26 protein-coding genes are annotated in these 25,275 nt (G+C 54.1%); 16 read left to right on the top strand and 10 right to left on the bottom strand.

Annotated features, from left to right (window positions below):
- Positions 1-73: 73 nt before the first annotated feature.
- The 3 genes from OGV74_RS16125 (at position 74) to OGV74_RS16115 (ending at position 3,592) form a co-directional block, all read left to right on the top strand.
- Positions 74-1,513 carry a sugar porter family MFS transporter gene (locus tag OGV74_RS16125; protein WP_003838420.1) on the top strand — a complete coding sequence of 480 codons (1,440 nt, stop codon included), beginning with the start codon at positions 74-76 and terminating at the stop codon, positions 1,511-1,513.
- A complete protein-coding gene (locus OGV74_RS16120) occupies positions 1,513-2,355 on the top strand; it encodes an aldose 1-epimerase (protein ID WP_003037649.1) in 843 nt (280 codons plus the stop codon). The genes OGV74_RS16125 and OGV74_RS16120 overlap by 1 nt, the downstream gene beginning before the upstream one ends.
- Positions 2,356-2,443: 88 nt before the next feature.
- A complete protein-coding gene (locus OGV74_RS16115; RefSeq protein WP_003037650.1) occupies positions 2,444-3,592 on the top strand; it encodes a 3-phenylpropionate MFS transporter in 1,149 nt (382 codons plus the stop codon).
- Here OGV74_RS16115 and csiE read toward each other — a convergent pair.
- The 7 genes from csiE to OGV74_RS16080 form a co-directional block, all read right to left on the bottom strand.
- On the bottom strand, positions 3,587-4,864 hold the full coding sequence (gene csiE / locus OGV74_RS16110) for a stationary phase inducible protein CsiE (protein WP_003037652.1): 1,278 nt from the start codon (positions 4,862-4,864) through the stop codon (positions 3,587-3,589). The two genes, OGV74_RS16115 and csiE, sit on opposite strands and share 6 nt — an antisense overlap.
- Before the next feature lie 323 nt (positions 4,865-5,187).
- Positions 5,188-5,787 (bottom strand): KpsF/GutQ family sugar-phosphate isomerase, encoded by a 600-nt coding sequence (locus OGV74_RS16105; RefSeq protein WP_048218402.1) that lies wholly within the window; start codon positions 5,785-5,787, stop codon positions 5,188-5,190.
- Positions 5,784-7,421 (bottom strand): FGGY-family carbohydrate kinase, encoded by a 1,638-nt coding sequence (locus OGV74_RS16100; protein WP_086504419.1) that lies wholly within the window; start codon positions 7,419-7,421, stop codon positions 5,784-5,786. The genes OGV74_RS16105 and OGV74_RS16100 overlap by 4 nt, the downstream gene beginning before the upstream one ends.
- 17 nt (positions 7,422-7,438) lie before the next feature.
- Complete coding sequence (locus tag OGV74_RS16095; protein WP_003037658.1) at positions 7,439-8,392, bottom strand: ABC transporter permease; 954 nt, start codon at positions 8,390-8,392, stop codon at positions 7,439-7,441.
- Position 8,393: 1 nt separating this feature from the next.
- Complete coding sequence (locus OGV74_RS16090; RefSeq protein WP_086504418.1) at positions 8,394-9,383, bottom strand: ABC transporter permease; 990 nt, start codon at positions 9,381-9,383, stop codon at positions 8,394-8,396.
- Positions 9,376-10,884 carry a sugar ABC transporter ATP-binding protein gene (locus OGV74_RS16085; protein WP_016150762.1) on the bottom strand — a complete coding sequence of 503 codons (1,509 nt, stop codon included), beginning with the start codon at positions 10,882-10,884 and terminating at the stop codon, positions 9,376-9,378. The genes OGV74_RS16090 and OGV74_RS16085 overlap by 8 nt, the downstream gene beginning before the upstream one ends.
- A gap of 103 nt (positions 10,885-10,987) precedes the next feature.
- Positions 10,988-11,971, bottom strand: a complete 984-nt coding sequence (locus OGV74_RS16080; RefSeq protein ID WP_003037665.1) for an autoinducer 2 ABC transporter substrate-binding protein — start codon at positions 11,969-11,971, stop codon at positions 10,988-10,990.
- Between the two features lie 420 nt (positions 11,972-12,391).
- Here OGV74_RS16080 and OGV74_RS16075 point away from each other — a divergent pair, with 420 nt between their 5' ends.
- Complete coding sequence (locus tag OGV74_RS16075) at positions 12,392-13,030, top strand: DUF1007 family protein (protein WP_054528651.1); 639 nt, start codon at positions 12,392-12,394, stop codon at positions 13,028-13,030.
- The gene (locus OGV74_RS16070) at positions 13,021-14,001 is read left to right on the top strand and encodes a nickel/cobalt transporter (RefSeq protein ID WP_286521092.1); all 981 of its coding nucleotides are present in this window, start codon (positions 13,021-13,023) and stop codon (positions 13,999-14,001) included. The genes OGV74_RS16075 and OGV74_RS16070 overlap by 10 nt, the downstream gene beginning before the upstream one ends.
- 72 nt (positions 14,002-14,073) lie before the next feature.
- Here OGV74_RS16070 and suhB read toward each other — a convergent pair whose 3' ends face one another.
- Positions 14,074-14,877, bottom strand: coding sequence for an inositol-1-monophosphatase (suhB, locus tag OGV74_RS16065; RefSeq protein ID WP_003037670.1), 804 nt, complete (start codon positions 14,875-14,877; stop codon positions 14,074-14,076).
- 118 nt (positions 14,878-14,995) lie between these two features.
- Here suhB and trmJ point away from each other — a divergent pair, with 118 nt between their 5' ends.
- The 11 genes from trmJ (at position 14,996) to sseB (ending at position 23,745) form a co-directional block, all read left to right on the top strand.
- Positions 14,996-15,727, top strand: coding sequence for a tRNA (cytosine(32)/uridine(32)-2'-O)-methyltransferase TrmJ (gene trmJ / locus OGV74_RS16060; protein ID WP_003838431.1), 732 nt, complete (start codon positions 14,996-14,998; stop codon positions 15,725-15,727).
- 173 nt (positions 15,728-15,900) lie between these two features.
- A complete protein-coding gene (iscR, locus tag OGV74_RS16055; RefSeq protein ID WP_003037674.1) occupies positions 15,901-16,392 on the top strand; it encodes a Fe-S cluster assembly transcriptional regulator IscR in 492 nt (163 codons plus the stop codon).
- Between the two features lie 112 nt (positions 16,393-16,504).
- Entirely contained in the window at positions 16,505-17,719 is a 1,215-nt protein-coding gene (gene iscS / locus OGV74_RS16050) for a cysteine desulfurase (RefSeq protein WP_003037677.1), read from the top strand.
- Positions 17,720-17,744: 25 nt separating this feature from the next.
- The gene (gene iscU / locus OGV74_RS16045; protein WP_002913991.1) at positions 17,745-18,131 is read left to right on the top strand and encodes a Fe-S cluster assembly scaffold IscU; all 387 of its coding nucleotides are present in this window, start codon (positions 17,745-17,747) and stop codon (positions 18,129-18,131) included.
- 20 nt (positions 18,132-18,151) lie between these two features.
- Positions 18,152-18,475 carry an iron-sulfur cluster assembly protein IscA gene (gene iscA, locus OGV74_RS16040; protein ID WP_003037681.1) on the top strand — a complete coding sequence of 108 codons (324 nt, stop codon included), beginning with the start codon at positions 18,152-18,154 and terminating at the stop codon, positions 18,473-18,475.
- Positions 18,476-18,583: 108 nt separating this feature from the next.
- Positions 18,584-19,099 (top strand): co-chaperone HscB, encoded by a 516-nt coding sequence (hscB, locus tag OGV74_RS16035; RefSeq protein ID WP_003037683.1) that lies wholly within the window; start codon positions 18,584-18,586, stop codon positions 19,097-19,099.
- Positions 19,100-19,114: 15 nt separating this feature from the next.
- Complete coding sequence (gene hscA, locus OGV74_RS16030) at positions 19,115-20,965, top strand: Fe-S protein assembly chaperone HscA (protein ID WP_003838439.1); 1,851 nt, start codon at positions 19,115-19,117, stop codon at positions 20,963-20,965.
- A 1-nt stretch (position 20,966) separates the two neighbouring features.
- Positions 20,967-21,302: an ISC system 2Fe-2S type ferredoxin gene (fdx, locus tag OGV74_RS16025; RefSeq protein ID WP_003037690.1), complete on the top strand. Its 336-nt coding sequence runs from the start codon at positions 20,967-20,969 to the stop codon at positions 21,300-21,302.
- An 11-nt stretch (positions 21,303-21,313) separates the two neighbouring features.
- Positions 21,314-21,514, top strand: a complete 201-nt coding sequence (gene iscX / locus OGV74_RS16020; protein WP_003037694.1) for a Fe-S cluster assembly protein IscX — start codon at positions 21,314-21,316, stop codon at positions 21,512-21,514.
- A gap of 61 nt (positions 21,515-21,575) precedes the next feature.
- Positions 21,576-22,859, top strand: coding sequence for an aminopeptidase PepB (gene pepB / locus OGV74_RS16015; protein WP_086504417.1), 1,284 nt, complete (start codon positions 21,576-21,578; stop codon positions 22,857-22,859).
- A gap of 109 nt (positions 22,860-22,968) precedes the next feature.
- A complete protein-coding gene (gene sseB / locus OGV74_RS16010) occupies positions 22,969-23,745 on the top strand; it encodes an enhanced serine sensitivity protein SseB (RefSeq protein ID WP_003037698.1) in 777 nt (258 codons plus the stop codon).
- Between the two features lie 36 nt (positions 23,746-23,781).
- On the opposite strand, the gene timP is transcribed toward sseB, so the two are convergent.
- Both timP and sseA read right to left on the bottom strand, forming a co-directional pair.
- Positions 23,782-23,898 carry a small toxic inner membrane protein TimP gene (gene timP, locus OGV74_RS16005; RefSeq protein WP_247750981.1) on the bottom strand — a complete coding sequence of 39 codons (117 nt, stop codon included), beginning with the start codon at positions 23,896-23,898 and terminating at the stop codon, positions 23,782-23,784.
- 351 nt (positions 23,899-24,249) lie between these two features.
- Complete coding sequence (sseA, locus tag OGV74_RS16000) at positions 24,250-25,101, bottom strand: 3-mercaptopyruvate sulfurtransferase (RefSeq protein WP_003037701.1); 852 nt, start codon at positions 25,099-25,101, stop codon at positions 24,250-24,252.
- Positions 25,102-25,275 lie beyond the last annotated feature (174 nt).

Raw genomic sequence — 25,275 nt, 5'->3', positions numbered from 1 at the left:
CACCCGAAACGGGTGGGGGATAACCTCACCCGAAACCTACTGTACCCTGCGTTTCCCTGAAAGAGGAATCATAATGAATAACGCGCAGACACATTTAAAGATTGGTTACGTCTGGACTATCTGCCTGGTTGCGGCCTGCGGAGGTTTACTGTTTGGCTATGACTGGGTGGTGATCGGCGGGGCAAAACCCTTCTATGAAGCATATTTCTCGATTACCGATCCGGCGCAATCCGGCTGGGCGATGAGTTCCGCGCTGGTTGGTTGTATCTTTGGCGCGCTGATTTCCGGCTGGTGCGCCGATAAATTTGGCCGAAAAATGCCGCTGATTCTTTCAGCGATCCTCTTTAGCGCTTCTGCATGGGGAACTGCCGTCGCCAGTAACTTCGATATGTTTATTGTCTATCGCATTGTGGGTGGCGTGGGGATTGGTCTGGCGTCTGCGCTAAGTCCGCTGTATATCGCCGAGGTCAGCCCGGCGGAAAAGCGAGGTCGCTTTGTTGCCGTTAACCAGCTCACCATCGTCATTGGCGTACTGGCGGCGCAGCTTATCAACCTGATGATTGCCGAACCTGTTGCCACAGGCGCTACGCAGCAGGCCATTGTTGAAAGCTGGAACGGTCAGACAGGCTGGCGCTGGATGTTTGGTGCTGAATTAGTGCCTGCGGTAATTTTCCTGGTGCTGATGTTCTTTGTACCTGAATCGCCGCGCTGGCTGGTGAAAGCGGGCAAAGCCGATCGTGCGCGTGCCATGCTGCAGCGCATTGGTTCGGCGGAATATGCCGGGCAAACGCTGAAAGAGATTGAACATACGCTGCAAAAAGATAATCACAAGGTCGCGTGGTCAACGCTGTTACAACCGCAGATCAAACCGATCGTGATTATTGGCATGGTGCTGGCAGTGTTCCAGCAGTGGTGTGGGATCAACGTTATTTTCAACTATGCGCAGGAGATCTTCGCCTCTGCCGGATTCGACATCAACGGTACGTTAAAATCGATCGTGGCGACAGGGATCATCAATCTGGTCTTTACCCTTGCTGCTCTGCCGTTAGTGGACAAAATTGGCCGTCGTAAATTGATGCTGTTCGGCGCGTCAGGATTGACGGTTATCTACGTACTGATTGCCGGGGCGTACGGGTTGGGCATTATGGGCTGGCCGGTTCTGGTTCTGGTGCTGGCGGCAATCGCGATTTATGCTCTGACGCTGGCGCCGGTGACCTGGGTGCTGCTATCAGAAATTTTTCCCAACCGCGTGCGCGGGCTGGCAATGTCGCTGGGGACGCTGGCGCTGTGGATTGCTTGTTTCCTGCTGACCTATACCTTCCCGCTGCTCAATGCGAGTCTGGGCGCGTCGGGAAGCTTCCTGCTGTACGGTGTGATTTGCGCGATGGGCTTCATCTATGTTCTGCGTAATGTACCGGAAACCAAAGGCGTGACGCTGGAAGCGCTGGAAGAACAGCTGGCGGCGCAGCATACAAAAGTTGGTGCATCAACCCAACCGCGAAGCGCCCGCTAATGGATGGTCTGCTGACGCTACAAAACGCACATCTGCGGATGTGCGTCGATCCGCAGGGCGGTTCTCTATTAAGCCTGGTTTCGTTACAACATCAACAGGCCATTTTACGCGAAGGTCATGGTCAGCGGCCTGGTGATTGCGGCCTGTTCCCGATGCTGCCGGTCGCGAATCGGGTGGCGGGAAATCGTTTTATGCTGCGCGGTGAAGAGGTGGTTTTACCTCAGCATGGCGCAGACGACACTTTCTTCCTGCACGGTGACGGCTGGCTGCAACGCTGGCAGATTATTACCGCTACCCAAAGCGGCTGTTTGCTGCAGTTGCGCAGTTGGCACCCCTGCGGCTACGACTATACGGCGCGGCTTTGCTATCAACTGGAAACCTCAAGCCTGCACGCCTCGTTGACGCTCACTCATTGCGGTGAACAGCCAATGATCTATGGCTGCGGGTTCCATCCGTTTTTCGCCTTTGATAAGCGCAGCACGGCGCAGTTCACTGCCAGCGGTTACTGGCCGGAGGGGGAACAGCATCTGCCGCTGGAATGGCAATGCGATATCCCTTCAGCGGCGGATTTCATGCATGCGCAATACGGTGAGGATAGCTGGCTGAATGTCGGATATTCTGGCTGGAGCGGGCGGGCCGTTATTCAGCGGGATGTGATGAAAGTCACGATTTTAGCGCAAACTCCGTGGTTGATGCTGTTCAGAATGTCGGGTGAGGAGTTCCTGTGCCTGGAGCCGCAAACGCATCCGGTGAATGCCCACAACATGCAGGGGCAGCCGGGATTGCAGGTTTTAGCGCAGGGAGAACGCTGCCATTTTGCAATGCAAATTAGCGTCGAATAGGGCAAAAATCATGTTATCTGCCTGTTAATGCTCTCTTGCGCCAGCCTGCGTTTGTCGCCAGACTATCGCCTCCAAACGGGAGGGATTCATGGCTTTGCATTCCACGCGCTGGCTGGCGCTCGGTTATTTCACCTACTTTTTTAGCTACGGTATCTTTCTGCCTTTCTGGAGCGTCTGGCTCGAAGGGTTAGGGCTGACGCCGGAAACCATCGGTTTACTGCTGGGTGCGGGGCTGATTGCCCGTTTTCTCGGTAGCTTGCTGATTGCGCCGCGTGTGAGCGATCCCTCTCGGCTGATCTCAGCGTTACGTATTCTGGCCTTATTGACGTTGGTGTTTGCGCTGGCCTTCTGGGCGGGGACTAACGTGGCGTGGCTGATGGTGGTGATGGTCGGCTTTAACCTGTTTTTCTCACCGCTGGTACCGCTGACGGATGCGCTGGCCAACACCTGGCAAAAACAGATAACCATGGATTACGGTCGGGTGCGACTGTGGGGATCCGTGGCCTTTGTGATCGGCTCTGCGTTGACCGGCAAACTGGTGAGCCTGTTCGACTATCGGGTGATCCTGGTCCTGTTATCGCTTGGCGCCGCCTCAATGCTGCTGGGCATGATGATTCGCCCGAGCGTGCAACCAGCGGGTGAAAACCGTCAGCAGGAGAGCGCAGGATGGCCCGCCTGGCGCGCGCTAATAACCCAAAGCTGGCGCTTTCTGGCCTGCGTGAGTCTGCTGCAGGGCGCGCATGCAGCTTATTACGGTTTCAGCGCCATTTACTGGCAGTCTGCCGGGTATTCCGCTTCGGCGGTGGGCTATTTATGGTCATTAGGCGTGGTGGCGGAAGTGATTATTTTTGCGCTCAGCCACAAGCTGTTCCGCCGCTTTAGCGCTCGCGATCTTCTGCTGCTTTCCGCCGTTTGCGGCGTGGCGCGTTGGGGTCTGATGGGCTGGAGCACAGAGCTGCCATGGCTGATTGTGGTGCAAATCCTGCATTGCGGAACGTTTACCGTCTGCCACCTGGCGGCGATGCGTTACATTGCTGCGCGACAGGGCAGTGAAGTGATTCGTCTGCAGGCGGTATATTCTGCGGTGGCGATGGGCGGCAGTATCGCCATCATGACCGTTTTCGCCGGCTATCTGTACCAGAACCTGGGCAGCGGCGTATTCTGGGTGATGGCGCTGGTGGCGCTACCAGCTATCGTTCTGCGCCCGAAAGTGGTGGCGCAGCCTGCGACGTTATGATTCAAGGATTTTGCGGATTTGCTGCTGCTGGTGAGACGTAAGCGCCAGATCCGCATGAATCAGCGGGGGAGAAAACAGCGGTAGCGGCGTGGTGTACGGTGTAATAATCAGCGTTACGCCACGCGGCGCTCCCTCTTTTTGAAAATCCTGCATCGGCATATGCTTTACGTTGAGCGGCAGCAGCGTCAGTTCGCGCAGCTGTTGCTCTATATGCGCTTCAAGTTGTTCGTTACTACCGGTCAGCAGGATAATCTGCTTTTCGTGCAAATCCTTCTCCTGCATCAGCCAGGCGCCGAAAATAACGGCGACCAGGCCGATCTCTTCTTCTGAAAACTGGACATCGTATTCCGCTTCAAAGCCGTGAATCGCCTCGCGGGTAGTTCGAACCAGCCGGGGATAAAGTCGGCTGAACTCCTCCGGTAGCGTGTTATCAATGCCGATGGCAAATACGCTGCGGTTCAGTGCCTGGGCCAGGTGGATATACAACTGGTCATTCAGCCCTTGCTCGTCGCTGAAGCGCACGTTGCCATACTCGCGAAAACGCAACACCAGCCGCGCAATAGCAAGGCGCAAGCGGCGATCCTGCTGGTGATTATCGCGGATCGGGTCGGGGATGCGGATCATTGAGAATAACAACGCCATAAACAGCGATTCGCCCAGCGGCGCACTTTGCATGACGTGGCGCTGCCAGTGGCGGCCAATTTCCTCGGCGAGCGGATACTCCGCGCAGGATTGCGCCCACCGTTGCTGGAGTGGATTAAACTCCGGGGTGATCCCCGCGTGGTGCTGTAGCAGACAATATTGTAAATACAAGCGCAGGAACTGGATGTCACGACACTCAAACGGCTTCTGTAAGCGCCGGGAGCACAGATTGATGAGCGCATGCAGATTGGTGTCGTCATACAGAGTACGTGCGATACCTTGTTGTTTAAGAGCAATTTTTAAAGTGGGCGTGAAATGCTGAGCGATAAAAGTAGGGCAAATCCGCAGGCCACGGCGCAGCCACTGCAACAGACACAGACGCTGATTTAGCGGGGTTCCTTCGATCGCATAGCCACCATTCTGCGCGGTGGCTATCGTGAGCCGGTGATAGCGCTGGATTTCGAGCCCTGCGCCAATAATATCTTCCTGAACCGTGGCATCATCGACACCGTTGAGGCTGCTGAAGGTTTGTGTAGTCGCGATTTGCCCCGGCAGGAAAAGTGTCAGCAGAACCTGGCAACGGCGCTGGGGAGCGGAAAGTACAGATGGCGGAGCAAGCGTTGACATCATCTGTAGGGTCTCCCGTAAGTATGTTTGATAAGAATAGCTAAAGTTTGCTCATAGATTTGAGGAATGGAATGCTTTCCACCAGGAATGCTGGAGAGCGTCACAGAATTTTTAACGTGCGGAACAGATAGCGGGAGTGGAACGCAGCGCGTTAATCCGTTTTTTCACTGTTTTATCTTTTTGTTGAGATATAAAAAATGCCAGAGGGGGGAATGCTGGCGGAGGGAGGTATGAAAATGCTATCTCAGAGAAGTGAAAAACCTAAAGTGAACGTAGCAATACGACGGAGGCAACAGATTCATTACCTCCGTAACAGCTGTCTGGCGTTACTTCTCACGACTCAGCGTTAATCCCACATCGCCGCCCGGATGTACCGCCAGCAGCGTTTCCTTTGAGTATCCGCTCTCGCTCATCAGACAGGCACAGGCGGCGTCAAAGATAGCCAGCACCAGTAAAATAGAGGTGGTAGCCAACATGTTCAGCGGATCGGCCTCGCGCTGTACACCGGTGGAAATCACTAGCCTCGAGGCTTTAGCAATGGCCGAATCGGCGTTTTCAGTCACGCTCAGGATGGGCACATTCCTCGCAGCCAACCCGGGCAGCAGCCGGGTGAGCTCGTCCGAATTACCCCCGCGTGACAGCATAATCACCAGGTCGTCGGCGCGTAAAAAACCGAGATCGCCATGTGCTGCGTCCGTCGCGTTGAGGTAAATCGCCGGACGTTCCACGCAGGCAAGCATATGTGCGACTTTACGCGCTGCAATGCCAGAGGTACCGACGCCGGTGACGACGATTTTGCCCTGACAACCGCGCAGCTCCGCCATCAGCGACAGCCAGAGCGGTTCAGTCAGGTGCTGCCCCAACCCCGCCAGGGCATCGCTATAGAGCTGGAATACGCCGCTGGCCTGAGACCAGGAGTTACTCATGCGTCCTCCTGCATCAACTGGCGGTATTTCATATGATCCTGATACATCTCGTGGAATACCCGATATTTGTGATCGTAGTACTGCTTAATGCGATTAGTCTGCGGGGTAACCGTTTTACCAATCCGGCTCATCGCTGACATTGCTTCCGGGAAGGTATCGAACACGCCCGCGGCGATAGTTCCCATCATGGCGCCACCCAGCAGCATGGCTTCGCTCTCTTCAGGCAGCAGCATCGCACAGCCGGTGGCGTTGGCATGCTCCTGAACGAAGATCGGGTTTTTCGTCCCGCCGCCGCTGGCCATAATGGTATCGATCGTGTAGCCGCTTTGATTCATCGTTTCAATGATATGACGGGTTCCCAGCGCAATGGCCTGAATGGTCGCGAGGTACTGTAACGCCATATCTTCCGGCGTGCGCGACAGCTTCAGTCCAGTGATAGCGCCTGTGAGCGTTGGGTTGGCGCGCGGTGAACGGTTGCCGTGGAAATAGGGCAGGATGTGCATATCGCGGGTTAAAAATGCGATATCTTCCGGCTCACCGGCCATTTTACGCAGCAGCGCATTCAACACTTCATAAATGGTCTGCCCTTGAGATTTCGCCTGGGTCAACAAGGTTTCGTAACAAGGATGCGACTGAATAACGTGGTCGATTAACGCCCCGGTTGCCGACTGTCCACCTTCGTTAAGCCAGTATTCTGGCAGCACTGCTGAGTAGTAAGGCCCCCAAACACCGCCGATAAAACGCGGCTCTTTGGAAATCGCCATGTGTCCGGTAGAGGTGCCGCCAATCAGCGCGACGCGGCGATCGAAATCCGCTACCTCGCCGGAAACACCGCTCGCGCCGAGCGTACCGAGCGTACCGGCGTGGGCATCGATGATCGAGACGCTGACAGCGGTCCCCGGAATCAGCCCCATTTCGCTGGCGGCGCGCGCAGAAAGACCATGACCGAGCGGTTCGCCCATAGTTTTCACGTAGCGACCAATTTTGGCGGCATCATGTTCCAGCAAGTCTTCCAGCCCAATCTGACGGAAATAACTGGCATCCCATTTGTCTTCATGGCCCATATAGGTCCATTTACACACCGTCGAGCACAGTGAGCGCGTGTCATCGCCCGTTGCGCGCCAGGTCAGGAAATCGGGCAGGTCAAAGTAGTATCCCGCATTGGCCCAGGTGTTGGGCATATGTTGCTTCAACCACAGCAGTTTGGGCGTTTGCATTTCCGGGGAGATAATACCGCCAACGTAGTCCAGCACCCGATGATGCAGGGCGTTAATGCGCTCAGCCTGAGTAATGGCGCGGTGATCCATCCACACAATGATATTCTGTTCGCTGCGCCCGGACGGACTAATGGTCAGCGGTTTACCTTCTTTATCCAACACCACCAGTGAACAGGTCGCGTCAAAGCCCAGACCTTTCACCTGGATAGGGTTGATATCCGACTGGTTAATCGCATCGCGAACCGCGTTACACACTGCCTGCCAGATGTTATCGGAAGACTGCTCAACAAAATCGGCCTGCGGACGGTAAATCTCGATGGCCCGACTGGCCTGGCCGACCATTCTGCCGTTGAGATCAAACACGCCAGCACGGGCGCTTCCGGTTCCGACATCCACACCAATAAAGTAACTTGCCATAATTTTTTCTCCTGAAATCAGGCTTTACGATTCTGTAATGCGATAAAGAGGATCAGCACCGCGCCCCACAGCGCCATCGTCAGATAGCTGCTGACCCCCAGCAAGTTAAGGCCGCTTTCCAGCATTTGCAGCACAATCAGCGCCAGTACCAGGCCGATAATGCGTCCGAAGCCGCCATCCGGATTGATGCCACCGAGTACGGAGGCAAGGATGGTGACCAGCAGGTAGGACTCACCGTATCCGGCTTTTGCCGAGTTGAATTTCGCCATCATCAGAATGGCGGCGACCCAGCCGAGCAGGGCTGAAATCACGTACACGGAAATTTGTACCCGTACGGTATTCACACCACTGTAGCGGGTAGCCTGTTCATTGGAGCCGACGAGATAAAGACTGCGCCCCAGCGTGGTGTGCTCCAGCAGTACCCATAGCAGGATTGCCACCAGGAAAAAGAGCAACAGCGCCACCGGAATACCCGCAATCGTGGCGTTGCCAAGGTACTGAATGGCGGTCGGGAAACCCGAAATCACCGTCCCGTTGGAGAGCAGAATATTCAGCCCGGAGATAAGTGTCATCGTGCCGAGGGTGGCGAGAATCGGTGAGACGCCGACCCAGGCAATCAGCGCGCCGTTGAGCGTACCGATAGCCACCGCCACGGCTGCGCCTGCCAGCAGCGCCAGCACCAGAAACAGCGGGTTATCCGGATGGGTAACGATAATCGCTGCCATTACCAGCGAGCAGGCGTTCGCCCCGGCAATAATTGACAGGTTAATGCCGCCGGTCAGCATGGTCATACCCATCCCGAGGGCCAGCATGCCGAGGATCGGTAACTGTGAGCCTATCGACTGGAAGTTAGCGACGCTAAAAAAACGGCTGCCGAGCAGGGCTGAGAAAACCAGGGCGACGACCACAATAATGACGCATTGCAGACGAATGATGGCATCACCGGGTAAAAATCTGGCGATTGTTTTCATCTCAAAGCTCCCTTGCCAGTTTGCGTTTTTCGTTCCAGGCCGTGGCACTGATGCTGACCAGGATAATGGCGCCGCTGAATACGGTGTGCCAGTAAGAGGAGACGCTGAGTAGCGTCAGACCATTTTGTAAGAAGGCGAGCAAGACAACGCCGAGCAGGGTTCCGGTCAACGTACCGCGCCCGCCGCTCATGCTGGTTCCGCCGAGCACGACCGCCGCCAGCACCGTCAGCTCAAAGCCGAGCAGCGAATTGGGTGCAACTGACTGGGTGATTTGCGCCTGAACCACGGCGGCAACACCTGCCAGAATGCCCATATAGCCATAGACGTAGAAATGCAGTTTCAGCAGATTCAGCCCCAGGCGTGAGGCCGCGTCGCGGTTGCCGCCCATGGCGTAAACCTGACGGCCAAGACGGGTATAGTTCATCAGCACTGCGGTAAAGACGATCACCGCCGCCAGGCACAGCAGGGGCAGGGTCAGGCCGTAGTCGTAGCCATCTGCCGCGGTGAAGGAGAACCAGTTAATGCCGTTCATAAACCAGTCAGGGAAACCGTACAGCCAGGTGCCTTTGGTGGCGTAAACCAGAAGGCCGTAGTAGACGTTCAGCGTGGCGATGGTAATGATGATTGCCGGAACGCGCAGCCAGTAGACCAGGAAGCCATTAATCAGCCCAAGCAGCAGGCCCACCGCAATCGCAATGGTTAACGCCAGAGCGAAGTTGCCGCCGTGGCCGATCACCCAACTGGCCATCGCATACTGGGCAATCGCGGTCATCGCCGGAAAGGAGATATCGATCCCACCGGAAATCAGCACCACAAACAACCCGCAGGCAAGAATGCCGAGAATCGAGTAGCTGGTGGCCACATCTGTCAGATTGCCGAGCGAGAGGAACTCATCGGTGCTGACACTTAGCCCAACCGCGAGCGCTACGACCAGCAGGCCCAGCCAGAATTCATGTTGCCCGATTAAACGGGACAGATGCATCTTATTCATTGATTACCTCGACCACTTCAGCAATCTCCTCTTCACGGCAGTGATGAGGATTAAATTCCGCCACCAGTCTGCCGCGACGCATCACCAGCACGCGGTGGCTGTTGTAATATGCTTCCGGAATTTCATCGCAAATCATCAGCACCGCCATACCTTGTTCCGCCAAATCGCGGGCTATCTGGTAAATGCCCTCTTTGTTGGCGATATCCACGCCGACGGTAGGCGAGTCGAGGATCAGGATGCGGGGATTGGTCGCCACCCATTTGGCAATGGCGATACGCTGGGCATTGCCGCCGGAAAGCGTTTTGACCGGCAGGTGCGGATCGGACACTTTGATATTCAGTTCGCGGATTAAATCGGCGACCAGCTTTTGCGCTTTACGATGATCGAGCAAGCCGCTACCGGTGTGCAGTTGATCAAACACCGTGACGATGGTGTTGTCGTAAATCGACTGCTCCATGATCAGCCCCTGCGTCAGGCGATCTTCTGAGACGTAGCCGATCCCGTGCTTAATGGCGTCGTGGTTATTACGAAGCGTGACCGGCTGACCGTTAATACGCATCTCGCCGCTTTCCGGGTGCGTCATGCCAAACAGGCTCAAACAAAGCTCGGTACGCCCGGCGCCCAACAGGCCGACAATCGAGACAATCTCGCCGCCATGCAGCGACAGATTAATGTTCTGGTATTTGCCTCTGCGGCTGAGATTGCGCAGCTCCAGCAGGGGTTCTCGATCGTCGAATGATTTCTCCGGCAGCGGGCTGTAGTGGAAGCGTTGTCCGGTCATCAGGAAAGCCAGCTCGTGACTGTCGAGTTCGCTGGCAGGATATGTACCCACCAGTTTGCCGTCGCGCATGACGCTGATACGGTCTGCCACTTCCATTACTTCATCCAGACGATGGCTGACAAACACCACGCAAATGCCGGCCGCTTTCAGTTCGTTAACCACCTTCAGCAGGCCATTGACCTCCTGGCGGGTTAGCGAGGCGGTGGGCTCGTCCATAATCACCAGACGCGCATCTGCGGCAATTGCCCGGCAAATAGCGACCAACTGTCGGTCGGCAATCGAGAGTTTTTCTACTTTTTTATCGGGATCGATATTCACCCCGATACGTTTCATGGCTGCCAGCGCCTGCTGTTTCATGGCACCACGACGCACCCAGATATCTCCGCCCGGCAGATAGCGGTTGACCGCGATATTTTCTGCGACGCTAAAGTTGGGGAACAACGACAGATCCTGATAAATAACCTGAATGCCATAATGGGAAGAGAGCTGCGGCGTCAGGTGATGGAACAATTTTCCGTCGAGTAAAATCTGCGCGCCTTTTTCCGGGTGATAAACCCCGGAGATCACTTTAATAATGGTACTTTTACCACAGCCGTTTTGACCCGCCAGACAGTGAACTTCGCCTTTTCTCAGCGTCAGATTCACGTTATCCAGCGCCAGCACGCCCGGGAATTGTTTGCTGATATTCTCAAGAGTGATAAATGCGGTGGTGTCTGCCATGGACAATACCCCTGCGAGCGCCCTGACGGACGCTGAGTGTTAGTTTGGTTGATAGCGCCGACCAGACGGTCGGCGTTAAGGTTCCCTGGTGTTGGCTAAAGCCTTAGAAACCAAGTGATTGTGCGTTGTCTTTGGTGACTTCGAGGATCTTGTTAAAGCGGATCACTTTCTTCTCCGTGTCGATATCGGCTTTCCCTAAACCGTCGATACTCAGATCTGCATTGACTTCTTTGCCCTGCAACAGCTGATCGGCAACCGTTACCAGCGCATAGCCCGCATCTTTTGGATCCCACAGCAGCGCTTTTTTGATATCTCCACGCATCAGGTAAGGCGCAGCCTGCGCTGGCATGGCGATCCCGACAACGGCAATTTTATCTTTGGCGCGTTTTTTCTGCACAGCCTGACCAGCACCAATTGGACCCAGTGAGCCGAAGCCGATAATGCCCTTCATCTGCGGATAGGTTTTCATCAGATCCAGCGTTGTGGCGTAGGATTTATCAATGCTTTCCGCGACCGGCAGGCGTGAAGTGACCTCGAACATTTCCGGATATTTTTCTTTCTGGTACTTAATTGCATAATCAGCCCACGCGTTATGCAGTGGGACCGTCAGCGAACCAACATAGATTGCATACCCGCCTTTGCCGCCCATATTTTTCGCTAACTCATCGACGTTGGCTTGTGCGTATTTTTCACTATCGATGGTTTCGATATCCCACTGACCGATTTGCTCGTCCGGGGATTCGTGCGTCAGGACCACAATGCCTTTATCGCGCGCTTTTTTCAGTACCGGCTCAAGAACCTTGGCATCGTTTGGTACCACGATGATCGCGTTGACGTTTTTGGCGATCAGATCCTCAATCACTTTGACCTGCTGTGCCGGGTCCGGCGTAGATGGACCGGTCTGGTAAGCGTTCACATCCAGTTTTTTTGCTGCTTCGTTAACACCGGTTTCCATGCGGTTAAACCAGGGAATACCAGTGACTTTGGCAACCACAGCAATTTCATATTTTTCCGCCGCAAAGGACGTGCCGGACAACATGCATGCAGAAACCAGGGTTGCACTGAGTAATGCGAGTTTGAATTTCATAGTTGTACCTTTCGTAGGGGGCAGGACATGTCACGGCGTGAAGTTAACAACGAATGGAAGAGGGAATGAATCATAAGTTTGGAGAATGTGATATATGCCCATTATTGTTAATTTATGGAAATGAAGTGGTTAATAATTGGTTAAATTTACATGATTTTAGATTCAGACATTCAAATCAAGTGTTAATAAAACATTAAAATTAAACTTTTAATTAACATTTTGTTATCATTTAACTTAAGATTTGACGCCGAAAAGATGTTTGGGTGGAATTTCCCGAAGAAGAAATTATCGAAATTGAGAACTGAATCGATACCGGAAAAGGGTGCTCAACTTTTTTTCGTTCAATGATATCCTCGGCACACTTGCGCCAAATACGGCATCATTATTTATGGCGGTGTTGATTTTTATCGTGGAGAACTCATGCAAGGCGTTAAACGTATCTTTATGACGTTGTTTCTCGCTGTCCTGTCTTTTGGCGCAGGTGCGCATCCCCACAGCTTTATTCATCTGAAAACCGAAGTTGTGAGCGAAAATGATCGGTTCGTCGCGCTAAAAATGCGCTGGACGATGGATGAAATCACGTCGGCGGATCTGCTTTACGACGCGGGGAATGCTAAACCTGGTGATGAAATTTGGAAAAAACTGGCGGCGGAAGTGATGGCCAACGTTCTCGGGCAGCACTATTTCACCGAAGTGTGGCACGATGGGAAAAAGGTAAAGTTTAAAAACAGACCGACGGAATATGGCATGGAGCGTGAAGAACACCAGGCGGTGCTGACGTTCGTTCTGCCGCTGGCCGAAGCTCAACCACTGAGCGGTCAAAAATATACTATTTCAACCTTCGATCCGACCTACTACGTCGATATGAGCTATGACAAAGACAGCGACGCCCGGCTTTCGCAGACCATAAGCCAGCAATGCCATATTTCAATGCATACGCCGACACCGAATGAACACATGTTGAGTTTTGCGCAGTCGCTGGATAAAGAAGACGCACCGCCGGAGGATATGGAGTTGGGTAAACAGTTTGCACAGACGGTGACGCTGCAATGTCAGTAGTTTATCAACAACGCGCAGCCAGACGCCGTTGGCTCACGCTATGGCCACTGGCGGTCTTTTTGTTGCTGGCGACAGGCGGGGTGCTGTGGTTGTGGCAGGCCTGGCCTCAGGTAATGATGCAAAGTGTCGTCTGGCAGCGTGACGTTAACCAGCAGATGAGCGGGTTGCTGAAAGCGGTTGCCGCGAACCCCACACGTGCGGGCGGATCTCTGCTGTTGTTTAGCTTTATATATGGGGTATTGCACGCATTGGGGCCGGGGCACGGCAAAATCGTCATCACGACCTGGCTTGCGACGCATCCGTCGAAGCTCAAGTCGAGCATAGGGCTGACGCTGGCGTCTTCCCTATTGCAGGGGCTGGTGGCAATAGGACTGGTGGTTGTAGTGCTCACGGTGCTGCAACTGCCTGCCCGACAGCTGCATATGAGCAGTTTCTGGCTGGAGAAAGGAAGTTATGCGCTGGTTGGCATGTTGGGCGTTTTATTGTGTGTCCGTGCACTAAAGAAATTGCGCCAGCTGCTGATGCGCCCGAAATTCACCGCCTTTACGCCGCACCATGTGCATCACGAGGGCTGCGGCTGCGGGCATCAGCATTTGCCCAAGTCGGAACAACTGCAAAGCGGCGATGACTGGCGCGCCCGGTTGATGATTATTCTCTCTATGGGCATGCGTCCCTGTTCTGGCGCAATTATGGTGCTGCTGTTCAGTAAAGTGGTTGGCGTCTTTAGCTGGGGTATGGCGTCGGCGTTGGCGATGGCGGCAGGAACCTCTTTGACGATCACGTCACTGGCTTTGCTGGTTCATAGCTTTCGCTCATTGGCGGTGAAAATTAGCGGGCATAAAGCGCCGGTGCTGTGGCGACAGATTGGCTGGACGACGCTGGCGTTAGCTGGTGGTGCGGTGCTTATTGTTGCTGCGGTAGTGATGTGGATGAGCGCGGTGCCGGTAGGGCGAGGGATAAGACCATTTTAGGTTAGTGAGCGGAATGGTATGACTTGTAGGCCGGATAAGACGCGAAAGCGTCGCATCCGGCACCACAGCAGATTAACGCTTCAGCGCATCACTCAGTTCGTCACGCATGTTAGCCAGCATGGCTTTAACAACGCGCGGGTTACCTGCAACGATGTTGCCGGTTGCCAGGTAGTTATGACCACCGGTGAAGTCGCAAACCAGTGCGCCAGCTTCACGCGCAATCAGCTCACCTGCTGCGAAATCCCATGGTTTCAGACCGATTTCGAAGTAACCGTCAACGCGCGCAGCGGCAACGTAAGCCAGATCCAGCGCAGCAGAACCTGTGCGGCGGAAGTCAGCGCACTCGGTAAACATTTTGCCAAGAATTTTCATGTAAGAAGCGGCGTGCTGCTTCGCTTTGAACGGGAAACCGGTGGCGATGATGGTGCCGTCCAGATCGCGGGCGGTGCTGCCACGCAGACGATAGCCGTTCAGCTGTGCGCCCTGGCCGCGAGTGGCGGTGAACAGTTCGTTACGCATTGGATCGTAAACAACGGCGACTTCAGTACGGCCTTTAATGCGTACTGCGATAGATACCGCGAAGTGCGGCAGACGTTTTACGAAGTTGGTAGTACCATCCAGTGGATCGATAACCCATTGAACATCCTGATCTTCACCTGCGTGCTCACCGCTTTCTTCGGTGATGATGGTGTGCTGTGGGTAAGATTTGCGAATAGTTTCGATAATAATCGCTTCGGCGGCTTTATCGACGTTAGTCACGAAATCATTGCTGCCTTTCTGGCTGGTTTCTACAGAGTCTGGGGTTTCGTAGTGTTTGGCAATTACATTACCCGCCTTGCGCGCTGCGCGCACGGCGATGGTCAGCATCGGATGCATCGGTCTCTCTCACTGGATGTTAAAGAACGGGAAAACGGCGCAGAGTATAGCAGCGAGTTCGGAATATGTCTTCGTTTTATGATAATATGCCCGAATAATCTTTAGCCGAAGAAATACAATGCTGCAAAATATTCGAATCGTGCTGGTGGAAACCTCTCACACTGGCAACATGGGCTCTGTAGCCCGCGCAATGAAAACCATGGGTTTAACCAATCTGTGGCTGGTAAATCCACTGGTTAAACCGGACTCTCAGGCCATCGCTCTGGCGGCAGGTGCCAGTGATGTAATCGGCAGCGCACAGATCGTCGATACTCTTGATGAAGCGCTGGCAGGTTGCAGCCTGGTAGTAGGCACCAGTGCGCGCTCCCGTACGCTACCGTGGCCGATGCTGGATCCGCGTGAATGCGGTTTAAAAAGCGTCTCTGAAGCGACGAATTCGCCCGTAGCGCTGGTGTTTGGTCGTGAACGTGTTGGCCTGACGAATGAAGAACTGCAGAAGTGCCATTACCACGTCGCTATTGCCGCGAACCCGGAATACAGTTCGCTGAACCTGGCGATGGCGGTGCAGGTCATCTCTTATGAAGTGCGCATGGCCTGGCTGGCAACGCAGGAAAGCGAGAAGACCGCAGAATACGAAGAAGCTGAGTATCCGCTGGTCGATGATTTAGAGCGTTTTTACGGTCATTTGGAACAAACGCTGCTGTCGACCGGGTTTATCCGTGAAGGGCATCCGGGACAGGTGATGAACAAGCTGCGCCGTCTGTTTACGCGTGCGCGTCCTGAGAGCCAGGAGCTGAACATTTTGCGCGGAATTTTAGCTTCAATTGAGCAACAGAATAAAGGCAAGTAAACGTAACGCCTCCGGCAAGTAAAAATGGCACTGAAGGTTAAATACCCGACTAAATTAGTCAAGTAAATAGTTGACTGATTTAGTCGGGAATGTCAGACTTGCCCCTGCTATGCAATACCCCCATTTTACAATAAAAAACCCCGGGCAGGGGCGAGTTTGAGGCTAAGTAAGACATGAGACTGACATCAAAAGGGCGTTATGCCGTGACCGCAATGTTGGACGTTGCGCTCAACTCCGAAACGGGCCCGGTACCGTTGGCTGATATTTCTGAACGTCAGGGAATCTCCCTGTCATATCTGGAGCAGCTGTTTTCCCGTTTGCGTAAAAACGGTCTGGTTTCCAGCGTACGTGGACCAGGCGGCGGGTATCTGCTGGGTAAAGATGCCGGCAGCATCGCAGTAGGTGAAGTAATCAGCGCTGTGGACGAGTCTGTAGATGCGACCCGTTGCCAGGGCAAGGGCGGTTGTCAGGGCGGCGATAAATGCCTGACCCACGCGCTGTGGCGCGATCTGAGCGATCGTCTGACCGGTTTCCTCAACAACATTACGTTGGGCGAACTGGTGAATAATCAGGAAGTCCTGGATGTGTCTGGTCGCCAGCACACGCATGACGCTCCACGCACTAATCGTGCACAAGACGCGATCGACGTTAAGTTACGCGCATAATAAAAGTATTTTAGAATCAGGCCGGGGTGCTACACACCCCGTTAACTCGGTCGTACATCCAGCCGGTTGCCTGATTCCTTGCATTGAAGCGATGTACGGAGTTTATAGAGCAATGAAATTACCGATCTATCTCGACTACTCCGCAACCACGCCGGTGGACCCGCGTGTTGCCGAGAAAATGATGCAGTGTCTGACCCTGGACGGAAACTTTGGTAACCCAGCGTCTCGTTCACACCGTTTCGGCTGGCAGGCTGAAGAGGCGGTAGATATCGCCCGTAACCAGATTGCTGACCTCGTGGGCGCTGACCCGCGTGAAATCGTCTTTACTTCCGGTGCGACTGAATCCGATAACCTGGCGATTAAAGGTGCAGCCAACTTTTATCAGAAAAAAGGCAAGCACATCATCACCAGCAAAACCGAACACAAAGCCGTGCTGGACACCTGTCGTCAGCTGGAGCGCGAAGGGTTTGAAGTCACCTACCTCGCCCCGCAGCGTAACGGCATTATCGACCTGAAAGAACTTGAAGCGGCAATGCGTGACGACACTATCCTCGTGTCCATCATGCACGTGAATAACGAAATCGGCGTGGTGCAGGATATCGCGACTATCGGCGAAATGTGCCGTGCGCGCGGCATCATCTATCACGTTGATGCGACCCAGAGCGTGGGCAAACTGCCTATCGATCTGAGCCAACTGAAAGTTGATCTGATGTCCTTCTCCGGCCACAAAATCTATGGTCCGAAAGGTATCGGTGCGCTGTACGTGCGTCGTAAACCGCGTATTCGTATTGAAGCGCAGATGCATGGTGGCGGTCACGAGCGCGGTATGCGTTCCGGTACGCTGCCTGTGCACCAGATCGTCGGCATGGGTGAAGCCTACCGCATTGCCAAAGAAGAGATGGAAACCGAGATGGCGCGCCTGCGCAGTCTGCGTAACCGTCTGTGGGACGGCGTGAAAGATATGGAAGAAGTGTATCTTAACGGCGATCTCGAGCAGGGTGCACCGAACATTCTCAACGTTAGCTTCAACTATGTTGAAGGCGAATCGCTGATTATGGCGCTGAAAGATCTGGCTGTATCCTCCGGTTCTGCATGTACTTCTGCAAGCCTGGAGCCATCCTACGTGCTGCGCGCGCTGGGGATGACCGACGAGCTGGCACATAGCTCAATTCGTTTCTCTTTAGGTCGTTTCACTACCGAAGAAGAGATTGACTACGCCATTAATCTGGTTCGCAACTCCATCGGCCGCCTGCGTGACCTTTCTCCGCTGTGGGAAATGTTCAAACAGGGCGTGGATCTGAACAGCATTGAATGGTCACATCACTAATCGGTACCGATAAGGAGAATTCAGCATGGCTTACAGCGAAAAAGTAATCGATCATTACGAGAATCCACGTAACGTGGGTTCTTTTGACAACAGCGACGAGAACGTGGGCAGCGGCATGGTGGGTGCACCGGCCTGTGGCGACGTGATGAAGTTGCAGATCAAAGTCAACAATGAGGGTATCATTGAGGACGCGCGTTTCAAGACTTACGGCTGCGGTTCCGCTATTGCTTCCAGCTCTCTGGTTACCGAATGGGTAAAAGGGAAATCTCTGGACGAAGCACAGGCGATTAAAAACACCGATATCGCCGACGAGCTTGAACTGCCACCGGTGAAAATTCACTGCTCTATTCTGGCTGAAGACGCGATTAAAGCCGCGATTGCGGATTACAAAAGCAAACGTGAAGCAAAATAATTAAGAGTTGAGGTTTTATTATGTCGATTACCTTAAGCGACAGTGCAGCAGCGCGTGTAAATACCTTCCTGGCAAACCGCGGTAAAGGGTTTGGTCTGCGTCTGGGCGTGAGAACCTCCGGCTGCTCAGGTATGGCCTATGTACTGGAATTTGTTGACGAGCCGGCGGCTGAAGATACCGTGTTTGAAGACAAAGGCGTTAAAGTTGTGGTCGACGGTAAGAGCCTGCAATTCCTCGACGGTACGCAGTTAGACTTCGTCAAAGAAGGTCTGAACGAAGGGTTTAAGTTTACTAACCCGAACGTGAAAGACGAATGTGGATGCGGCGAAAGCTTCCACGTGTAACGCGCTTACCGATAACCCCACCGTGGTCGCCTGCGCGTGGGGTTTGTTTTACCTGACTCTCTGGTTTTGCTCCCGTGAACAACAGAGAATCGATGCCCTGAGAATGTTATGGACTACTTCACCCTCTTTGGCTTACCGGCCCGTTATCAGCTCGATACTCAGGCGCTGAGCCTACGTTTTCAGGATCTACAACGTCAGTATCATCCTGATAAATTTGCCAGCAGTTCCCAGGCGGAACAACTTGCTGCGGTTTCGCAGTCCGCCACTATCAACCAGGCCTGGCAAACGCTGCGTCATCCTTTGATGCGCGCCGAATACTTATTGTCTTTACACGGCTTTGACATCCGTAGCGAGCAGCACACGGTGCGCGATACCGCGTTTCTGATGGAACAACTGGAGCTGCGGGAAGAGCTGGACGAAATTGAACAGGCAAAAGACAGTCAACGTTTAGATGCGTTTATGCAACGCGTCAGCGAAATGTATAACGTTCGTCATCAACTGATGGTGGAACAGCTGGATAGCGAGACGTGGGACGCAGCAGCAGATACCGTGCGTAAGCTGCGTTTTCTCGATAAACTGCGAAGCAGTGCAGAACAACTCGAAGAAAAACTGCTCGATTTTTAATTTCCGGAAGCGAAAATGGCCTTATTACAAATTAGTGAGCCTGGTCTGAGCGCCGCGCCGCACCAGCGTCGTCTGGCGGTAGGTATCGATTTAGGCACCACCAACTCCCTGGTTGCGACCGTACGCAGCGGCCAGGCCGAAACGTTGGCAGACCATGAAGGTCGCCACCTGTTGCCGTCAGTGGTTCACTATCAGCAGCAGGGTTATTCTGTCGGTTACGATGCCCGCGCCAATGCTGCGCTGGATACGGCAAACACCGTCAGTTCGGTAAAACGCATGATGGGCCGCTCTCTGGCGGATATCCAGGCGCGTTACCCGCATCTGCCATATACGTTCCAGGCAAGCGAAAACGGCTTGCCGATGATTGAAACTGCTGCCGGATTGCTTAATCCGGTGCGTGTCTCCGCGGATATTCTGAAAGCGCTGGCCGCGCGGGCAACCGAATCACTGTCCGGCGAACTGGACGGCGTGGTAATCACCGTTCCGGCTTACTTTGACGATGCACAGCGTCAGGGGACCAAAGACGCCGCGCGTCTGGCGGGCCTGCACGTATTGCGTCTGTTGAACGAACCGACCGCAGCTGCGATTGCCTATGGTCTGGACTCCGGTCAGGAAGGCGTGATTGCGGTCTACGATCTTGGCGGCGGTACTTTTGATATTTCTATTCTGCGCCTGAGCCGCGGCGTGTTTGAAGTGCTGGCGACCGGCGGTGATTCCGCGCTCGGCGGCGACGATTTTGACCATCTGCTGGCCGATTATATTCGTGAGCAGGCTGGCGTGGCCGATCGTAGCGATAACCGCGTACAGCGTGAACTGCTGGATGCCGCGATTGCCGCGAAAATCGCGCTTAGCGACGCTGATTCTGTAACGGTTAACGTGGCGGGATGGCAGGGTGAAATCACCCGTGAAACCTTTAATGAACTCATTTCCGCACTGGTCAAGCGTACGCTGCTGGCCTGCCGTCGCGCGCTGAAAGATGCGGGCGTGGAGCCGCAGGATGTGCTGGAAGTGGTGATGGTCGGTGGTTCAACTCGCGTGCCATTGGTGCGTGAACGCGTCGGTGAATTTTTTGGCCGTACGCCGCTGACTTCTATCGACCCGGACAAAGTGGTCGCTATTGGTGCGGCAATCCAGGCAGATATTCTGGTCGGAAATAAACCGGACAGCGAAATGCTGCTGTTGGACGTTATCCCGCTGTCCCTGGGACTGGAAACCATGGGCGGTCTGGTGGAGAAAGTGATCCCACGTAACACCACGATTCCGGTGGCGCGCGCGCAGGACTTTACCACCTTTAAAGATGGCCAAACCGCGATGTCCATTCACGTAATGCAAGGCGAGCGTGAGCTGGTGCAGGACTGCCGTTCACTGGCGCGTTTTGCGCTGCGCGGCATCCCGGCATTGCCAGCTGGCGGCGCACACATCCGCGTGACCTTCCAGGTGGACGCCGATGGCCTGCTGAGCGTCACCGCCATGGAAAAATCCACCGGCGTTGAGTCCTCAATTCAGGTTAAACCGTCCTACGGTCTGACCGACAGTGAAATCGCCTCCATGATTCAGGATTCGATGAGTTTTGCCGAGCAGGACGTTAAAGCCCGTATGCTGGCAGAACAGAAAGTCGAAGCGGCACGCGTACTGGAAAGTTTATCCGGTGCGTTGAACGCTGATGCCGCGCTGTTAAGCGCCGCAGAACGTCAGGCTATCGACACCGCCGCCGCGCATTTGAGCGAGGTTGCACAGGGTGACGATGTTGACGCGATAGAACAAGCCATTAAAAACGTAGACAAACAAACCCAGGAATTCGCCGCTCGCCGCATGGACAAGTCCGTCCGTAGCGCGCTGAAAGGCCATTCCGTGGACGAGGTTTAATATGCCAAAGATTGTTATTTTGCCTCATCAGGATCTCTGTCCCGATGGCGCAGTTCTGGAAGCTGAGACCGGCGAAACCATTCTTGACGTTGCCCTGCGTAACGGTATCGAGATTGAACACGCCTGTGAAAAATCCTGTGCCTGCACAACCTGCCACTGCATCGTACGTGAAGGTTTTGATTCTTTGCCGGAAAGCACAGAAGAAGAAGACGACATGCTGGATAAAGCCTGGGGACTGGAGCCGGAGAGCCGTTTAAGCTGTCAGGCACGTGTCACCGAGGACGATTTAGTGGTCGAAATCCCACGTTACACAATCAATCATGCACGTGAGCATTAACAGAGGGTAGTATGGGACTGAAGTGGACCGATAGCCGTGAAATCGGCGAGGCGCTGTACGACGCGTTCCCCGATCTCGACCCCAAGACCGTTCGTTTCACCGATCTGCACCAGTGGATCTGTGACCTGGAAGAGTTCGATGATGATCCACAGGCATCGAACGAAAAAATCCTTGAGGCCATTTTGCTGGTCTGGCTGGACGAAGCCGAATAAGTCAACGGGCTGCCCACGGGTGGCCCGTTTTCCTGTATGCGCGAAAATAAGGATAAATAAAATGACAGAAGCCATGAAAATTACGCTTTCCACGCAACCCGCTGATGCCCGCTGGGGTGAAAAGGCGATATACAGCATTAATAATGATGGCATTACCCTGCACCTGAACGGAAAAGATGACCTCGGCCTTATCCAGCGCGCCGCCCGTAAAATTGACGGCCTGGGTATTAAACATGTCCAACTGGATGGTGAAGGCTGGGATACCGAACGTAGCTGGGCGTTCTGGCAGGGCTACAAAGGACCAAAAGGTACCCGCAAAGTTGAGTGGGCCGCTCTGGATGAGGCGCAGCGCAAAGAGCTGGATAACCGCCTGAAAATTATTGACTGGGTGCGCGATACCATTAACGCTCCGGCAGAAGAGCTGGGCCCGGAACAGCTGGCGCAACGCGCAGTAGACCTGCTGTGCTCGGTTGCCTGCGATAACGTCTCTTACCGCATCACTAAAGGCGAAGATCTGCGCGAGCAGAACTACATGGGACTGCATACCGTAGGTCGTGGCTCCGAACGTCCTCCGGTACTGCTGGCGCTGGATTACAATCCAACTGGCGATAAAGAAGCCCCGGTTTATGCCTGCCTGGTGGGTAAGGGAATTACTTTTGACTCCGGCGGTTACAGCATCAAGCAAAGCGCATTTATGGACTCGATGAAGTCTGATATGGGCGGCGCGGCAACGGTGACCGGCGCGCTGGCGTTCGCCATCACCCGTGGTCTGAACAAGCGCGTGAAGCTGTATCTGTGCTGCGCGGATAACCTGATTAGCGGCAACGCCTTTAAACTCGGCGATATTATTCACTATCGCAACGGTAAAAAAGTTGAAGTGATGAATACCGATGCCGAAGGGCGTCTGGTACTGGCCGATGGCCTGATCGACGCCAGCGCGCAAAAACCAGAATTGATCATTGATGCCGCCACGCTGACCGGCGCGGCGAAAACTGCGCTGGGCAACGATTACCATGCGCTGTTTAGCTTTGACGATCAACTGGCTGCCCGTCTGCTGGCAAGCGCGGCGCAAGAAAACGAGCCGTTCTGGCGTCTGCCGTTGGCAGAGTTCCACCGTAGCCAGCTGCCGTCTAACTTTGCCGAGCTGAATAATACCGGCAGTGCGGCCTATCCGGCGGGTGCTAGCACCGCGGCGGGTTTCCTGTCCCATTTCGTGGAAAACTATCAGCAAGGCTGGCTGCACATCGACTGCTCTGCAACCTATCGCAAAGCGCCAGTTGAGCAGTGGTCTGCGGGCGCAACTGGTCTGGGTGTGCGCACGATTGCAAATCTGCTGATTGCCTGAACGGTGTTTTTGTAGGCCGGGTAAGCGAAGTGCCACCCGGCATTTTGCCTGATGGCGACGCCGTGCGTCTTATCAGGCCTACAACCCATATACATAATTTGTGATCTCTATGTCCGAAACGAAAAACGAATTAGAAACCCTGCTGGAGCAAGCGGCGACAGAGCCTGCGCATCGTCCGGCATTTTTCCGTACTTTACTGGAGTCTACCGTCTGGGTGCCGGGTACAGCCGCAGAAGGCGAGGCGGTGGTTGAAGACAGCGCCCTCGATCTTCAGCACTGGGAAAAAGAAGACGGCACGACCGTGATCCCGTTCTTCACCTCCCTGGAAGCTCTTCAGCAGGCGGTTGAAGATGAGCAGGCATTTGTCGTCATGCCGGTGCGTACATTGTTTGAAATGACGCTCGGCGAAACGCTGTTTCTCAACGCGAAACTGCCGACCGGCAAAGAGTTTATGCCGCGTGAAATCAGCCTGCTGATGGGGGAAGAAGGGAATCCGCTCAGCACCCAGGAAGTACTGGAAGGCGGAGAATCGCTGATCCTCTCTGAAGTCGCTGAACCTCCGGCGCAGATGATTGACTCGCTGACTACGCTGTTTAAAACCATTAAGCCGGTAAAACGCGCGTTTCTCTGCTCAATCAAAGAAAGCGCGGAAGCCCAGCCGAATCTGCTGATTGGTATTGAAGCGGAAGGGGATATTGAAGAGATCATCCACGCTGCGGGCAGCGTCGCGACCGATACACTGCCGGGTGATGAACCCATTGACATCTGCCAGGTGAGGAAAGGTGAGAAGGGCGTGAGCCACTTTATCACTGAGCACATCGCACCGTTCTATGAACGTCGATGGGGCGGTTTCCTGCGCGACTTTAAACAGAATCGGATTATCTGAGTGAAGGAAAGCCGCCCCGAAAGGCGGCTACCTGGCTTACTTGCTCTGGGCGCTGAACATCACGCGTGCAGAATTACCTGAGTAACTCCGATCACCGTGAAGACACAATGCACCAGATACAACAAGCACGATACAGAAGTATCGTATCTTCATTGCGCGGTCCATGCGAAGACCGCATCACGACAGCACCACTGGCGATAATGCCGTGATAGCAAGCACTGATGTACGCTTGCATATACGGCCATGGGACATCCTTTCCTGAAACCAGTGCCCGCTTGCGAGGCGGCGAAAAGGGCCGGAAAAGATAATACCTCAAATAGTGAATAGTTTCGCAGCTAATTAACTTGACATTCACTCCCTTAAAAGGGACTATTTGCCCACTGATGTACGCTTGCATTGCTATGGTGACATAGCCTGCTGGAAAGGCCGCGAACCGGACCAGCACAAAAAAACCGCTCATTTGAGCGGTTTTTTTGTGGACGAAAAAGATGAATAAATCAGATTTTATTTAGCCTCAGATGGTTCTACCGGTAAATCGTTGCGAGCACCCCACTCGCTCCATGCGCCGTCATACAATGCGACGTTAGAAACGCCCAGCGTGGCAAGTGCCAGCACCACCACGGCAGCCGTTACGCCGGAGCCGCAGCTGGCGATAATCGGGCGGTCAAAGCTCACGCCGTGGCTGAAGAAAATAGCATCCAGTTCGTCGGTAGTTTTCAGCTCGCCGTCACGAACCAATTCTGTCCACGGTACATTAAGCGCACCGGGCACATGACCACGCTTCAGGCCCGGGCGAGGTTCGTCAACTTCTGCGTTAAAACGCGCAGCCGGTCGCGCATCGACAATCTGTGCGGTTTTTTCATGACTGGCCAGCAGTACATCGGTAACACGCACAACAGCGCCAGGCGTAAAGGCCACGTTAAATTCACCTTCAGGTAAATCCTCATCGCCTTCCTTGAGCATTAGATCATCGCGCTTCCAGCCTGCCAGACCGCCCGCCAGAATGGAGACATTTTCGACGCCAAATGTCCGCAGCATCCACCATGCGCGTGGCGCGGAAAACAGATTACCGTCATCGTAGATAACCAGATGCTTATCTTGATCAACGCCCAGTTCGCGCATCGCAACGGCAAAAGCTTCCGGGCGCGGCATCATATGCGGTAGCGGTGAGGTATGATCGGAAAGCGCTTCAATATCAAAAAAGACTGCGCCAGGAATATGGCCCGCACGATACTCCTCGCCAACGTCGCGATCTTCCTGTCCTGGAGGTGCCATTCGGGCATCAAGAATTTGTATTTCCGGGTCGTCAATGTGTTCGGCAAGCCAGTCGGCAGCGACAAAGAAGGCGGTGGTCATAGGCATCTCCATTTTTACCAGGTTTTGGCAAATTGTCGGATGTTTACCGTAAAGCGACAAGTAAAACAGGCTGATTTGTCAGGTGAATCCACATTAATCACTAAAATTAAGACAACGTTGTTCAGTTACTGACTTCCACCGCCGGAAATCTGACGCATAATAGTTGTTCTACGT

The organism is Citrobacter sp. Cf116, assembly GCF_030336505.1.
Taxonomy (GTDB): domain Bacteria; phylum Pseudomonadota; class Gammaproteobacteria; order Enterobacterales; family Enterobacteriaceae; genus Citrobacter; species Citrobacter freundii.
Note: the sequence above shows the minus strand (reverse complement) of the source record. Positions and strands in the feature narration are given on the sequence as shown.

Coding starts and splice junctions, on each gene's coding strand:
- OGV74_RS16125 (WP_003838420.1), top strand. CDS start 74: ATGAATAACGCGCAGACACATTTAAAGATTGGTTACGTCTGGACTATC.
- OGV74_RS16120 (WP_003037649.1), top strand. CDS start 1,513: ATGGATGGTCTGCTGACGCTACAAAACGCACATCTGCGGATGTGCGTC.
- OGV74_RS16115 (WP_003037650.1), top strand. CDS start 2,444: ATGGCTTTGCATTCCACGCGCTGGCTGGCGCTCGGTTATTTCACCTAC.
- csiE (WP_003037652.1), bottom strand. CDS start 4,864: ATGATGTCAACGCTTGCTCCGCCATCTGTACTTTCCGCTCCCCAGCGC.
- OGV74_RS16105 (WP_048218402.1), bottom strand. CDS start 5,787: ATGAGTAACTCCTGGTCTCAGGCCAGCGGCGTATTCCAGCTCTATAGC.
- OGV74_RS16100 (WP_086504419.1), bottom strand. CDS start 7,421: ATGGCAAGTTACTTTATTGGTGTGGATGTCGGAACCGGAAGCGCCCGT.
- OGV74_RS16095 (WP_003037658.1), bottom strand. CDS start 8,392: ATGAAAACAATCGCCAGATTTTTACCCGGTGATGCCATCATTCGTCTG.
- OGV74_RS16090 (WP_086504418.1), bottom strand. CDS start 9,383: ATGAATAAGATGCATCTGTCCCGTTTAATCGGGCAACATGAATTCTGG.
- OGV74_RS16085 (WP_016150762.1), bottom strand. CDS start 10,884: ATGGCAGACACCACCGCATTTATCACTCTTGAGAATATCAGCAAACAA.
- OGV74_RS16080 (WP_003037665.1), bottom strand. CDS start 11,971: ATGAAATTCAAACTCGCATTACTCAGTGCAACCCTGGTTTCTGCATGC.
- OGV74_RS16075 (WP_054528651.1), top strand. CDS start 12,392: ATGCAAGGCGTTAAACGTATCTTTATGACGTTGTTTCTCGCTGTCCTG.
- OGV74_RS16070 (WP_286521092.1), top strand. CDS start 13,021: ATGTCAGTAGTTTATCAACAACGCGCAGCCAGACGCCGTTGGCTCACG.
- suhB (WP_003037670.1), bottom strand. CDS start 14,877: ATGCATCCGATGCTGACCATCGCCGTGCGCGCAGCGCGCAAGGCGGGT.
- trmJ (WP_003838431.1), top strand. CDS start 14,996: ATGCTGCAAAATATTCGAATCGTGCTGGTGGAAACCTCTCACACTGGC.
- iscR (WP_003037674.1), top strand. CDS start 15,901: ATGAGACTGACATCAAAAGGGCGTTATGCCGTGACCGCAATGTTGGAC.
- iscS (WP_003037677.1), top strand. CDS start 16,505: ATGAAATTACCGATCTATCTCGACTACTCCGCAACCACGCCGGTGGAC.
- iscU (WP_002913991.1), top strand. CDS start 17,745: ATGGCTTACAGCGAAAAAGTAATCGATCATTACGAGAATCCACGTAAC.
- iscA (WP_003037681.1), top strand. CDS start 18,152: ATGTCGATTACCTTAAGCGACAGTGCAGCAGCGCGTGTAAATACCTTC.
- hscB (WP_003037683.1), top strand. CDS start 18,584: ATGGACTACTTCACCCTCTTTGGCTTACCGGCCCGTTATCAGCTCGAT.
- hscA (WP_003838439.1), top strand. CDS start 19,115: ATGGCCTTATTACAAATTAGTGAGCCTGGTCTGAGCGCCGCGCCGCAC.
- fdx (WP_003037690.1), top strand. CDS start 20,967: ATGCCAAAGATTGTTATTTTGCCTCATCAGGATCTCTGTCCCGATGGC.
- iscX (WP_003037694.1), top strand. CDS start 21,314: ATGGGACTGAAGTGGACCGATAGCCGTGAAATCGGCGAGGCGCTGTAC.
- pepB (WP_086504417.1), top strand. CDS start 21,576: ATGACAGAAGCCATGAAAATTACGCTTTCCACGCAACCCGCTGATGCC.
- sseB (WP_003037698.1), top strand. CDS start 22,969: ATGTCCGAAACGAAAAACGAATTAGAAACCCTGCTGGAGCAAGCGGCG.
- timP (WP_247750981.1), bottom strand. CDS start 23,898: ATGAAGATACGATACTTCTGTATCGTGCTTGTTGTATCTGGTGCATTG.
- sseA (WP_003037701.1), bottom strand. CDS start 25,101: ATGACCACCGCCTTCTTTGTCGCTGCCGACTGGCTTGCCGAACACATT.